The sequence below is a fragment of the Pseudomonas sp. QE6 genome (genome assembly GCF_041379005.1).
Taxonomy (GTDB): Bacteria; Pseudomonadota; Gammaproteobacteria; order Pseudomonadales; family Pseudomonadaceae; genus Pseudomonas.
Genome location: NZ_CP166873.1, coordinates 3,514,407 through 3,526,969 on the forward strand (window position 1 = coordinate 3,514,407; position 12,563 = coordinate 3,526,969).

Genomic DNA, 12,563 nt, shown 5'->3' on the forward strand with positions numbered 1-12,563 from the left:
GCGCGGTGGACGGGGCTCCATCTTGCTCCGCCATCCGCGTTGAGGCCAGTGCGACTCAGGTCTTGTAGCGGCGCCCGGCGTACTGCTTCAGCCAGGCCACCAGGCCGCGCTGCGGTGCGGCCACCGGTTGCTCCACCAGCAGGGCGGCGCTGGCCTTCTGGCGGAAGTCGAGCAGCCGGGTCATGGCCTCGGCGATCTCCTGGCGCGCTTCCAGGCAGGGCCCCAGCACGGCCTTGTCGAGGCGATAGACCGCGCCATCGCTCAGGGCGGTGAACTGCGCCTGCCAGGCGGAGCCGGTGAGTACGCCGGCTTCGCCGATCACCTCGCCGGGCCCCATGCGGCCGGCTTCGAGGGTTTGTCCGCCATGGGGCAGGGTCACGCTGACCACCCCGGTGTCGATGATCAGCAACTGGTCGCTGACATCGCCGACGGCCAGCAGTACGTCGCCGGACTTGAACGGCTGGCGCTGCATGGTGGCCGCCAGCTCGTCGCGCTCGGCATCGGCCAGGGCATCGAACAGGCCGGAACGCACCAGCAGCGCGCGGGCGCGGGAGGCATGCTCGCGGGCCGGGATATCGACATCGCTGAGCAGCTCGATGCCGGCGGCCTGCAAGTGGCGGAAGGCCAGATCGTAAAGCTGGTTGCGCGCCTCGCGCTTCTCGCCCATGGCGGCGACGAAGCCGCTGAGTTCGTACTCCACGCCCTCGGGCGATGACTTGCGCACGCTCACCGTCGGCGCCGGACTGGCCAGCAGCGTGCGGCAGCCGCCCAGGGCGCGCTCCAGCGCCTCGATGGCCTTGCGCGGGCGGACTCGCGGGCTGAGGGTCAGGCTCAGGCTCAAGCCGTAGAGATTCGCCGGCCGGCTGAGGTTGAGCAGCTTGGCCTTGGCCGCCAGGGAGTTGGGCACCACCGCCAGGGTGCCCTGGGCGGTCTGCAGGTAGGTGGAGCGCCAGTCGATCTCGGTGACCCGGCCTTCGATGCCGTCGATGGAGATCCAGTCGTCCAGCTGGTACGGCTTGGTGGTGTTGAGCACGATGCCGGAGAACACGTCGCTCAGCGTGCTCTGCAACGCAAGACCGAGGACGATGGCGACCACCCCGGAGGTGGCCAGGAGGCCCTTCACCGGCAGCTCCAGCACATAGCCGGCGGCGGCGATGCTGGCGATCAGGAAGATCAGCGCGCCGACCACATCCTGCAGCAGCCGTCCGGCATGGCCGACGCGCTGCACCAGGAGGAAGCCGAGCACCACCGTCAGGCAGCGCGCGGCGAACAGCCACCAGATGATCTGCACGCCGGTGGCGACCATGTGGCTGGGCAGGTCCTCGGGCCAGGGCGCGGCGCGCAGCGGGTTAATCCCGGCGTTGAACAGCAGCAGGCTGAACAGCAGGAAGCAGAGCACGCGCGCGGTCAGACGCCAGTGCGGATGGGCCATGCCGAGCAGGCGCCAGAGCAGCAGGTCGATCAACAGCAGCGCCGGGGCGGCGAACAGGGGGTGTTGGCTGAGCAGGGCGGGCATCGCGCCTCTCCGTGGGACGATGCGCAAAAGATGGCACAGAAAAGCGCTTCTGGCAGCCGTATCAACCGGCGTTCGGCCGATGCGCCAGCTCCGTCCAGTCAGGCACTTCGATCTCGCCCGCGATCCATGGCGAGACGCTGTCGTTGTCGAACAGCACCAGGGTCTCGCCGTACTCGGGCGTTTCGCCTTCGGGCTTGTCGAGGTTGTGCATCAGACGGTCGAAACATTCGCTGTGGGTTACCAGCACCAGGTTGCGGTGGGCGGCCTTGTGCTGGCGGATCTGGCCCAGCAGGTCGTCGTTCTTGCAGGTGAAGAGCCAGTCCTGGCGGGCCACGGTGTGGTCGAACATCAGGTCCGCCGTCTGCGCGGTGCGGGTCAACGGGCTGCTGTAGATGTCGGTGGCGGCCAGACCGTAATGGGCGATGGCCCGGCCGAGCCCCTTGGCCAGCTCCGCGGCGCGCACGGTGATGCCATCGGCCGCGCCCAGGCAGGGGGCGCTGGTCCGGTCGCAGCGCTCCAGGTGGCGGATCAGCAGGATCACCCGGCCCTGCATCCAGCGTTGCTGAAAGGCGCTGCCGCTGGGGTTGTCCAGTGATTCGGGGAGGACCGAACGCCAGGCGCACAACGCCAGGGTGATGCCGGTCAGCAACAGGAGGGCCAGGTAGGGGGTTCTGGCGATGGATCGTACGGCGTGTGTGGGGTTCACAGCGATCCCGGGTCAGAGTGCGAATGGGCTCATGTTGACCGGCGGGGATGACAAACGTGCTACGGAACCGGTGATTCGACGGTTTTCGAGGGCTCGGACTCCACCACGCTGACGGTCGCCGTAGTCCCGGCGCGCAGGCGGTCGCGCCCGGCGTAGGTGGGGTCGATGGCGATGCGCACCGGGATGCGCTGGGCGAGCTTGACCCAGGTGTAGGTCGGGTTGATGTTGGCCAGCAGGCGGCTGCCGGGCAGGTTCTCGCGGTCGGTGATGGCGAAGGCGATGCTTTGCACGGTGCCGTCGAAGCGCTCGCCGCTCATCAGTTCGATGCGGACCCGGTCGCCTTCGTGAATGCGCGGCAGCTTGGTTTCCTCGAAGTAGCCGCTGACGTGGAAGGAGTCGCTGTCCACCACCGCGACCAGCGCGCTGCCGGCGGTGGCGTAGTCGCCGGCGCGGGTCAGCAGGTTGGTCACGTAGCCATTGACTGGCGCCAGCACGCGGGTGCGCTCCAGGTCCAGGCGTGCCTGGCGCAGCGCCGCTTCGGCCAGGCTGACGTTGGCCTGGGCCAGGCCCAGGTTGGCCTGTTCGCGCAGCAGCTGGGCCTCGGCCACGGATACATCGGTACTGGCCTTTTCCCATTCCTCGTTGGAGATCGCCGAGCGTGCCTTCAGCTCCCGCCGGCGGACCTCCTCGCTCCTGCGCTGGCGCAGCAGCGCCTGGTTGGCGACGATGGATGCCTGCGACTGGCCCAGCGCCGCCCGCGCCACTTCCACCGCGCGCTCAGCATGCTGCACCGCCAGTTCGTAGCGGGCGGGGTCGATCTGCAGCAGCAGGTCGCCCTTGTTCACGTGCTGGTTGTCCTGTACGCGCAGCTCGACGATGCGCCCGGTGACATCCGCCGACAGCGACACCACGTCGGCCCGCACACGGGCGTCGCGGGTCCAGGGCGCGCGGGTGTAATAGACCCAGGCGTAGCTGCCCAGCACCAGGGCGAGCGCCACCACGGCGAGGGTGATCAGCGGCGGGATTGCCTTGCGGACGTCGAGCATGTCAGTGCAGTGCCCCCATGAGCAGGATCAGGCTGGCGCAGATACAGCTGTAGAGCGCGCCCTCGAACAGCGCCTCGTGCCAGACCAGGCGCAGCACGCCGAGGCGGCGCAGCGTCCAGTCCAGCAGCAGGAAGATCGGCAGGGCGAGGAGCAGGGCCTGGGCCAGTGGCGGCAGGTAGACGCCGCCCAGTTCGATATCAACGGGCATGGAGCGGCTGTTCCCCGTGGTCGTCGTGGAAGCGGGCGGCTTCGCTGTAGAGGTCGCGGAAGCGCTCCAGCAGGGCGGCGGCCACCAGCAGTGCCACGCCGCTGACGAATACCGGGCGCATGGCTTCGCCGCCGAGCGGTGCGCTCTGGCATTGCAGCTCGTCCAGCTCCGTGCCCAGCTCGCGCATGGCCGGCAATACCCGCTGCAGGGGCGCCGCGGGGGGCTGGTCGAGGCAGGCGGCGAGTTCGTCGAGCACCAGTGACAGGCGTTCGCGCAGGGCCTCCGGCAGGCCGTCGGAGTTGAGGCTCTCGCGCCGCAACTGGTGCAGCACCACGCCCAGGGTCATGCTCGCCAGGCTGCACTGGAAACGCTCGCCGGACTGGCTGTCGCGGGCCGCCGGCAGCAACCCGAGCATGATCGCCAGGCGGTCGACCATGCGGCTTTCGAACAGGAAGCGGCGCGACTCGCTGGGCTTGGACAGCAGCACCGCGCGCACCTCGGCACGGGTGCGCCGCGACTGGCGGCGCAGGCGCGCGTCGGCGTCGAACGGGAAGACCCAGGCGTATACCAGCAACGCCAGTACGCCAGCGCAGACGTAGCCGCCGGCGAACTCGAACCATTGCAACGAGGTGTTGATCCAGGCGCCCTGGTTCTGCGGACCCACCAGCAGGAAGGTGGACAGTCCCAGGCCGATGCCGATCCCGGCGGTCTGCGGGTTGGCCAGGCCGACGGCGATCACGTAGAGCAGCGGGGTGAGGAACAGCGCGAGCATCTCGAAGTCGCCGACGCTGGGCAGCAGCAGGAATTGCAGCAGCGCTGCGGCCACCAGTGCCAGGGCCAGCCCGCGCAGGTACGCCTGGCTGGCCAGCAGTGGACGCGGGAAGGTCGCCAGCATGGAACAGAGGATGCCCACCAGGATCATCCCGGCGCGGGCGCCGTCCCAGGCGGTTTCCACCCAGATCCAGCCGGCGCAGCACAGGGCGATGAAGGCGCGGCTGGCGTTCATCGCCGCGAGGTGGAAGTCCAGATGGAGGGAATGGGCCTGGCCGCGGTGGGAAATACGGTTGCCCGGCCGACCGTCCTGGATCGCATCGCTCAGTTCGATCATCTCGTCCAGCTGCTGCATCAGCCGCGCCTGCTCGAAGCGCAGCGCCCAGGCCAGGGAACGCAGTGAGGTCGGCAGGCCGTCGGCCAGCTCCTCGGCCTGGCGCGCGGCGGCGTCGAAGCGCTGGCGCAGGCGGGTGATCCGCTTGCGCACCGGGGCGGGCAGGGCGCGGCCGTATTCGGCCAGTTCTTCCAGGCAGGCCAGTTCATCCTCGCGCAGACGCTGTACCGACTCCGGGATCGGCCCCCTGAGGCGGGCCTGGATCAGCTTGCGCTGCCGGCGCAGGATGGCCAGCCGCGAGGTCATCAGCACCAGCTGGTTGGCCAGCAGTTGCACCAGTTCGTCGGCCCCGCGCAGGCGCGGTGCATCGAAATAGAGGTGGCGGCGCAGCATTTCCAGTGCGGAGATTTCGCCCAGCAACTGGATCTGCCGTTGCTGGAAATCCTCTTCGGCTTCCTCGCCGCGGATCACCGCCGCGGCATGCACGGCGATCAGCCGGATCAACTGGTCGACCTTGGCGAAGTAACCCCGCGCCACGCTCTGCGGACGGGCGAAGAACAGGCTGACCAGGGTCACGCAGGCCACCCCGAGCAGGGTCTCGGTGACCCGGGTGATGGCCAGGGTGTAGGTGGAGTCGGGGGCCGGCTGGGCCAGCAGCGCGACGATCACCGCGGTGAAACCGCTGAGGACGAAGGCGTGGGAATGGGTGAAGCGCAACAGGGTGCCGCCGGCGGTGCAGATCGCCAGCCAGGCCGCCAGGGTGACGATGAAGGGCAGCGGCGCCTGCGGGAACAGCGCCATGATCGCCACGGCGACGATGGCGCCGATGGTGGTGCCGATCACCTGGGAGAAGCTTTTCTGCAGGGTCATGCCGGCCAGCGGGGTGCTGATGATCACCACCGTCATGGTCGCCCACTTGGGCTGCTCCAGGTCCAGCAGGAATGCCAGGTACAGGGTCAACAGCCCGGCGAGCACGGTGCGCAGGGCGAACAGCAGAGTATCCCTGCCCGGATGAATGACAGCGCGCAGATACAGCAGCAGCGATGGCATGCCGGCACCCCTCATGTCGACCTGACGAACCCCGCGGCGCAGGGCCGGGGCTGGTCAAAACAGTGTGGTCGAGGATTGCCGAGATTGCGGGATTTCTTCGTGCCTCAGCCGGTGTTGTCCTGCGACTGCACCAGGCGCTCCTGGATGAAGTCGAGGAAGCACTGGATGCGCAGGGCCAGCTGCGAGTTGCGGTAGTACACCGCGTGGATCGGCTGGCGGCGTTCGCTGGTCAGTTCCGGCAGCACCCGCACCAGACGTCCGGCGCGGATATCGGCGCCCGTCATGAAGCCTGCCAGGCAGGCGATGCCCTGGCCGCTCAGGGCCAGTTGGCGCAGGGTCTCGCCGCTGGAGGCGGAGAGCGTCGGGGTGATCGCCAGGGTGTCGCCGCCGGCATGGCGCAGCGGCCAGACGTTCAGCGCCTCGGGCTGGGTGAAGCCGAGCAGCGTGCGGCCCAGCAGTTCGTCCAGGTCGGCCGGCATGCCGTGGCGTTCCAGGTACTCCGGCGAGGCCAGCAGGTTCAGCCGGCTGCTGCCCAGTGGGCGGGCGTGCAGGCTGGAGTCGGCGAGCTGGCCGATGCGGATGGCGATGTCGGTGCTCTGTTCCAGCAGGTCGATGTTCAGGTCGTTGGTGTTGAGCTGCAGTTCGATGTCCGGGTAGCGCTCGCGGAAGGCGCCGATGTGCGGCACCACGGCGTGCAGCATGAAGGGCGAGGCGGCATTGATCCGCAAGCGCCCTGCGGGGGATTGCTGGCGCAGCGCGAGGCGTTCTTCGAGGGCATCCATCTGTTCGAGGATGTGCCGCGCGTGTTCGAGGAAGAACTCGCCTTCCTCGGTGAGCTTCATCCGCCGCGTGGTGCGGTTGAGCAGGGTGGTGCCGAGCTTTTCCTCCAGCTTCGACAGCGCGCGGCTGACCGCCGAGGGGGTCAGCCCCAGCTGCTCGGCGGCGGCGGTGATGGAGCCGCAGTCGATCACCGTGGCGAAGGTCTTGAGTTCGTCGGAGTGGGCTTTCATCGGCGGGCCTGTAGGGGCGGCGGGGTGGATTGTAAGAGTGTGATCGGTGCGTTGGATTGAAGGTTTGATGTCCCCTGTAGGAGCGGACCTTGTCCGCGATCACGGTCATGGCCCGCTCCTGCAAGAGATTCTGGTGCCAGGGCCGGTCGTGGTGGCACGTATTGTAGGAGCGAGCTTGCTCGCGAACCGCATCGCAACAGGGGGTTGTTCGCGAGCAAGCTCGCTCCTACGAAGAGCCGTCCAGCGCCCGCGCAAGTGCGCTCGGCGCCAGCCCTGCCCTTCAGCAATCAGAACGTCCCCGGATAAGCCCCGCCATCGAGCAACAGGTTCTGTCCGGTCAGATAGCCCGCCTGCGCGCTGCACAGGAAGGCGCAGAACGCGCCGAATTCCTCGGCGGTGCCGAAGCGGCCGGCGGGAATCGCCTTGCGCTCGGCATCCACCAGTTCACCCTCGTCACGCCCGCTGAGTTCGGCGGCACGCTGGAGGCCGCTGCGCAAACGATCGGTATCGAAGGAGCCGGGCAGCAGGCCGTTGATGGTGACGTTGCAGCCGGCCACCCGAGGCTGACGGGCGAGGCCGGCGACGAAACCGGTCAGGCCGCTGCGTGCGCCGTTGGACAGGCCGAGCGTGTCGATCGGCGCCTTCACCGCGCCGGAGGTGATGTTGACGATGCGTCCGAAGCCGCGCGCGGCCATGCCGTCCACCGTGGCCTTGATCAGCTCGATGGGGGTGAGCATGTTCAGGTCCAGGGCGCGCAGCCAGTCCTCGCGTTCCCAGTTGCGGAAGTCGCCGGGTGGCGGGCCGCCGGCGTTGTTGACCAGGATGTCCACCTGCGGACAGGCGGCCAACAGCGCGGCGCGTACATCCGGGTCGCTGATGTCGCCGGCCACCTCGCGCACTTCCACGCCCAGCTGGCGCAGTTCGGCGGCGGTGGCGGCGAGGGGGGCGACGTCGCGGGCGTTGATCGCCAGGTTCACGCCTTCGCGGGCCAGTGCCAGGGCGCAGCCCTTGCCCAGGCCCTTGCTGGCGGCGCAGACCACGGCCCAGCGGCCCTTGATGCCTAGATCCATGTTGTTCTCCTGATATAGGTAGCTAATCCTGTAGGAGCGAGCTTGCTCGCGAACCAACTCCTGCTGCAATGCGGTTCGCGAGCAAGCTCGCTCCTACGAAAAGCGCAATTCAGAGCCCATCGGCGCTGTCAGGCAACGACCATCGGCGCGGGCAGCAGACTGATCCATTTACCGCCGCCTTCGCCGGACTTCAAGCGGCGCAGCGCTTCGGGCAACTCGGCGAACGCGAAGAACTGCTTCGCCGGCGGCTGCAAGCGCCCGTCGGTGACGCCCTGCATCAGGCTGGCGGCAGCGTGGCGCAGCTCCTGCCAGTCCCGCGCATCGCCATGGGCATGGATGCTGTTGAGCGCCACTTCGTGCAGCGAGACAGCGGTGCTGAAGGCCGGCAGCGGGGCATTTTCCTGGCGGTCCTGGATGCACACCAGGTGGCCGTTGTAGCCCAGCAGCGGAGCGAGGCTGGCGGCGTGGCTGTCGCTGACGGTGTCGAACACCCCGTGCAGGCGGCGCGGGCCGAGGGCTTCGCGCAGGCGTGCGGACCATTGCGCGTCGCGGTAGTCGAAAACGCCGGCGATGCCCAGTTGCAGCAGGTGTTCACGGTGCTTCGGCGCGGCCGTCACCCACACGCGCAAGCCGCGCTGCGCGGCCAGTTGCGCGAGCAGATAGCCGACTGCGCCACCGGCGCCGGTCACCAATACGTCACGGTTGCCGCAGGCCGGCAGCTTGTCCAGCGCCTGCCAGGCGGTGAGGCCCGGGCAAGGCAGGCTGGCGGCGGTGGCGTCGTCCAGGGCGTCCGGCACCGGGTACACCGCGTGGGCGCGCAGCAGGGTGTATTCGGCGAAGCTGCCGCCACGGGGCAGCGCCTGGTGGTAGGCGACACGGGTGCCGACCCGCAGGTTCACTGCGCTGCCGGCAGCTACGACCAGGCCAACGCCATCCACGCCGGGCACCTGGCCTTGCTGCCAGTCGTCACGGCCCCAGTCGATCATCTTCCAGTCCACCGGGTTCAGCGCGATGGCGGTGTTGGCCACCAGCACCTCGTCCGGGCCGGGGACGGGCAGCGGCAGGCGCGCCAGCTTCAGGCCGTCGAGGCTGGCGCCGGGCGTCCAGGTCCAGGCGGCATAGTCGTTGAGGGCATAGTCATTGAGGTAGCCGGTTGCACTCATGAAGATTCCTTGGGAACGGGAACGCCGCCCGGAAGGGGCGGCTGACTGCGGGTGGTCGATCAATCCCAGGCCGGGGCCAGGCTTTCCGGGCTGGTGATGCGCTCGTTGCGCTCCAGCGCGGCGATGGCGGCCATGTCGGCGTCGGTCAGACGCAGGTCGACGGAGCGCAGATTGCTTTCCAGGTTTTCACGCCTGGTGGACGACGGGATCACCGAGTAGCCGAGCTGCATCGCCCAGGCCAGGGTGACCTGCGCCGGGGTGGCACCGTGGCGTCCGGCGATTTCGCCGATCACCGGGTCGTTGAGCACCTTGCCGTAGCCCAGGGTCATGTAGGAGGTGAGGTGGATGCCCTGGCTTCGGGCGAACTCCGCCACCTTGCGGTTCTGCAGGTAGGGATGCAGTTCCACCTGGTTGGTGGCGATCTGCCCGGCGCCGACGGCGGCGATGGCTTCCTGCATCAGCGCGATGGTGAAGTTGGACACGCCGATCTCGCCGGTCAGGCCCTGGGCCTTGGCTTCGGCCAGGGCGCCCATGAACTCGGCGACCGGCACCTGCCCCTTGGGCGAGGGCCAGTGGATCAGGGTCAGCTCGACGCGGTCGGTGCGCAGCTTGTGCAGGCTGTCCTTGAGGCTGGGGATCAGCTTGTCGGCGGCGTAGTTCTCGGTCCAGATCTTGGTGGTCAGGTACAGCTCGTCACGCTTGACCCTGGCGCCTGCGATGGCTTCGCCGACGTCGGCTTCGTTGCCGTAGATCTGCGCGGTGTCGATGGCGCGGTAGCCCAGGTCGATGGCGGTACGGATCGAGTCGATGACGGTCTGGCCCTTGAGGCGGAAGGTGCCGAGGCCGAAGGCGGGGACGCTCATGGAGGAACTCCTTGTGGTCGATCAGTGAGTGGGAACCGCGCCAGGGGCGGTCGGTTCCATGGAAATGCGACGGTCCAGACGGCCGCTCAGGGCAGTCAGGCCGAAGGCGGCGAGGGTCACCACCGCGGCGATCCAGGGCGTATGGCCCAGGCCCAGGTGGCTCACCACCAGGCCGCCGGCCCAGGAACCGCCGGCCACGCCGAGGTTGAACGCGGCGATATTGAAGCCGGCGGCCACGTCCACCGCTTCCGGCGCCACGCGCTCGGCCTGCTGCACTACGTAGACCTGCAGGCCGGGCACGTTGCCGAAGGCCACGGCGCCCCAGGCCAGCACGGTCAGTACCACCAGCCACGGGTTGCCGGCAGTGAAGGTCAGCACCAGCAGCACCGCCGCCAGCAGGCCGAAGATGATCTTCAGCGCGCTCACCGGGCCGCGTTTGTCGGCCAGGCGACCGCCCCAGATATTGCCGATGGCCACCGAGACACCGTAGGCCAGGAGGACGGCGCCGACCATGTTCGGGCTGAAACCGGCCAGGTCCTGGAGGATGGGTGCGAGGAAGGTGAAGGCGATCAGCGAGCCGCCGTAACCCACGGCGGTCATCGCGTAGACCAGCAACAGGCGCGGCTGCAGCAGTACGCGGGCCTGGCGCAGCAGCGGCGCCGGCGGGGTGTGCTGGATGTTCTTCGGCACGAACAGCAGGCTGCCGAGCAGGGCGATCACGCCGAAGGCGGCGACCGCGAGGAAAGTCACGCGCCAGCCCAGGTGCTGGCCGATGAAGGTGCCCAGCGGGATGCCGGTGACGAAGGCCACGGTCATGCCGCTGAACATGGTGGCGATGGCGCTGGCGGCCTTGTCCTTGCTCACCAGGTTGGTGGCGATGATTGAGCCGACCGAGAAGAACACGCCGTGGGCGAGGCCGGTGAGGATGCGCGCGATGATCAGCGATTCATAACTCGGCGCCTGCCAGGCCACCAGGTTGCCAACGGTGAACAGCGCCATCAGGCCGACCAGCAGCGCCTTGCGCGGGATGCGGCCTGTGAGGGCGGTGAGCAGCGGGGCGCCGATGGCCACGCTGAGGGCGTAAAGGCTGACCAGCAGGCCGGCGGAGGGCAGGGTGACGCCCAGGTCGCCGGCGATGGTGGGGATCAGGCCGACGATGACGAACTCCGTCGTGCCGATGGCGAAGGCGCTCAGGGTCAGCGCCAGGAGTGCGAGGGGCATGGGGTGGGACTCCGGATAGTGGAATGCGATGGAGGGCATTCTCCCGATTCGGTCCCTTGAGAAAAACGCGGCGAACGGCAAAGGATAGTTGATCTCAAGTCACAAATTGATCGTCCGTCTAAGCTGGAACGATCCATGACGAGGATTCAGCCATGCATTACACCGGCACCTGTCACTGCGGCGCGGTGGCCTTCGCCTTCGAGGCGGAACTGGATGAACGGGTGCGCTGCGACTGTTCGCTGTGCGCGAAACGCAATGCGTTGATGGCGACTGTGCCGAAAGGCCAGTTCAGCATTACTCGCGGCGAGCAGGCGTTGTGCCTGTATCGCTGGAACAGCGGGGTGGCGATGCATTACTTCTGTGGGACGTGCGGAATCTATGTCTATCACCAGCGGCGCAGCAATCCGGCGATGCTGAGTGTGAACGCCTGCTGTATCGATGGATTCGATCCGGAGTCGCTGCCGGTGCGGCGGGTGGATGGCAGGAGCATGAGCACCGTTGCGGAGCAGAAGAAATTGTAGGAGCGGGCCATGCCCGCGATCGCGGACGAAGTCCGCTCCTATGCCGGCGCCTGGCAACAGTCACTCCCGGGGGCCTCGAATTCCTCCGCTGTGGATTTCGCGGACAAGGGCTAGGCGCCCCCGTCGCTCCTACGGGAGCGCAGCTCCGCTCTGGCTCTCTAAGGCTTCCAGAGAAATCTCCGCACGCACCGGAGCGCCCCTTCAGGAGGCCGAGTGGAATCGGAGTTTCAGGGGTTGAGCGGCATGGATGCCGCGAGAGCGTCGTTGGGCCATGGATGGCCCGTCGACGCGTGCCCCTGAAACTCCGATGGAGCGAGGGGAGTCCCGCGAAGCGGGACCCGGATGGAGGGGCAAAGACCTTTGGTTACTTTCTGTCGTTTGAGAAAGTGACTCGCCCGAGGGGGCGAAACAAGGACTATCAACACACGCCAAAGCGGCGCAGAAATACCCAAACTCAAAGCATCGCGGACAAACTCCGTTCCTATCCCGGCGCAAACCAACCGCCCACAAAAAAGCCCCGCATTGCGCGGGGCTCTTTCATTCACTCGTCACTCAAGCGTGCGGACGCAGCTCGGTGCTCAGGCCGGCCTGGGCGATCGTTGCAATCGCCTGTTCACGTGCGGCCTCGGAGTCGTACAGCTTGCTCTTCAGCAGTTCTGCACCGGTGTTATCGCGGATCACGAAGAAATTCTTGCCACCCGGCGACATCTGCCGCTTGAAGCGATCGACGCTGCCGCAGCAGCTGCGGAGGCTGCCGATAGCCTGCTCGGCTGCCTCCTGTGTCGGGTAGGCGAGACTTTCCAGCAGGGTGCCGTGGGCGCTGTTCTTGAGAAGAAAACGGTGGTTGCCGCTGCTGAGTTCCTTGATTTCATACCAACCGGGCATGTGTTGCTCCATATATCCGGTGTCAACGACCTGCGGGTGCTCCCGCAGGGTGACAGGCCAGTTTAGGAGGACGGACGTTCTATTTGTATAGGAAAAGTCCTACGAATCAGAGGGTTACTGTATCAATTTGTCTCCGCAGCTCGCCGGTGCGCCGGGCACCAGGCTGCAGCGACGGTTTGGGAGGCGGGAAATCGCGGGC

General features: G+C 67.6%; 12 protein-coding genes. 1 reads left to right on the plus strand and 11 read right to left on the minus strand.

Features of this window, described 5'->3' with window-relative positions:
• Window positions 1–55: 55 nt before the first annotated feature.
• The 10 genes from ACAW63_RS16375 to ACAW63_RS16420 form a co-directional block, all read right to left on the minus strand.
• Window positions 56–1,516 (minus strand): mechanosensitive ion channel domain-containing protein, encoded by a 1,461-nt coding sequence (locus tag ACAW63_RS16375; protein WP_371226829.1) that lies wholly within the window; start codon window positions 1,514–1,516, stop codon window positions 56–58.
• Between the two features lie 61 nt (window positions 1,517–1,577).
• Entirely contained in the window at window positions 1,578–2,222 is a 645-nt protein-coding gene (locus ACAW63_RS16380; RefSeq protein WP_371226831.1) for a histidine phosphatase family protein, read from the minus strand.
• A gap of 59 nt (window positions 2,223–2,281) precedes the next feature.
• On the minus strand, window positions 2,282–3,268 hold the full coding sequence (locus ACAW63_RS16385) for a biotin/lipoyl-binding protein (protein WP_371226833.1): 987 nt from the start codon (window positions 3,266–3,268) through the stop codon (window positions 2,282–2,284).
• 1 nt (window position 3,269) lies between these two features.
• Window positions 3,270–3,476, minus strand: coding sequence for a DUF1656 domain-containing protein (locus ACAW63_RS16390; RefSeq protein WP_371226835.1), 207 nt, complete (start codon window positions 3,474–3,476; stop codon window positions 3,270–3,272).
• Window positions 3,466–5,631, minus strand: coding sequence for an FUSC family protein (locus tag ACAW63_RS16395; protein WP_371226837.1), 2,166 nt, complete (start codon window positions 5,629–5,631; stop codon window positions 3,466–3,468). The genes ACAW63_RS16390 and ACAW63_RS16395 overlap by 11 nt, the downstream gene beginning before the upstream one ends.
• Before the next feature lie 104 nt (window positions 5,632–5,735).
• A complete protein-coding gene (locus ACAW63_RS16400; RefSeq protein ID WP_371226839.1) occupies window positions 5,736–6,641 on the minus strand; it encodes a LysR substrate-binding domain-containing protein in 906 nt (301 codons plus the stop codon).
• 287 nt (window positions 6,642–6,928) lie between these two features.
• Window positions 6,929–7,711, minus strand: coding sequence for an SDR family oxidoreductase (locus ACAW63_RS16405; protein WP_371226841.1), 783 nt, complete (start codon window positions 7,709–7,711; stop codon window positions 6,929–6,931).
• A gap of 128 nt (window positions 7,712–7,839) precedes the next feature.
• Window positions 7,840–8,874 (minus strand): zinc-binding dehydrogenase, encoded by a 1,035-nt coding sequence (locus ACAW63_RS16410; RefSeq protein WP_371226843.1) that lies wholly within the window; start codon window positions 8,872–8,874, stop codon window positions 7,840–7,842.
• 59 nt (window positions 8,875–8,933) lie between these two features.
• Window positions 8,934–9,737, minus strand: a complete 804-nt coding sequence (gene dkgB, locus ACAW63_RS16415) for a 2,5-didehydrogluconate reductase DkgB (RefSeq protein WP_371226845.1) — start codon at window positions 9,735–9,737, stop codon at window positions 8,934–8,936.
• A gap of 21 nt (window positions 9,738–9,758) precedes the next feature.
• Complete coding sequence (locus ACAW63_RS16420; RefSeq protein ID WP_371226847.1) at window positions 9,759–10,958, minus strand: MFS transporter; 1,200 nt, start codon at window positions 10,956–10,958, stop codon at window positions 9,759–9,761.
• A gap of 152 nt (window positions 10,959–11,110) precedes the next feature.
• Here ACAW63_RS16420 and ACAW63_RS16425 point away from each other — a divergent pair, with 152 nt between their 5' ends.
• A complete protein-coding gene (locus ACAW63_RS16425; protein ID WP_371226849.1) occupies window positions 11,111–11,479 on the plus strand; it encodes a GFA family protein in 369 nt (122 codons plus the stop codon).
• Window positions 11,480–12,031: 552 nt separating this feature from the next.
• Here the strand turns inward: ACAW63_RS16425 and ACAW63_RS16430 are convergent.
• Window positions 12,032–12,364 carry a DUF1508 domain-containing protein gene (locus tag ACAW63_RS16430; RefSeq protein ID WP_331314328.1) on the minus strand — a complete coding sequence of 111 codons (333 nt, stop codon included), beginning with the start codon at window positions 12,362–12,364 and terminating at the stop codon, window positions 12,032–12,034.
• Window positions 12,365–12,563: the final 199 nt, after the last annotated feature.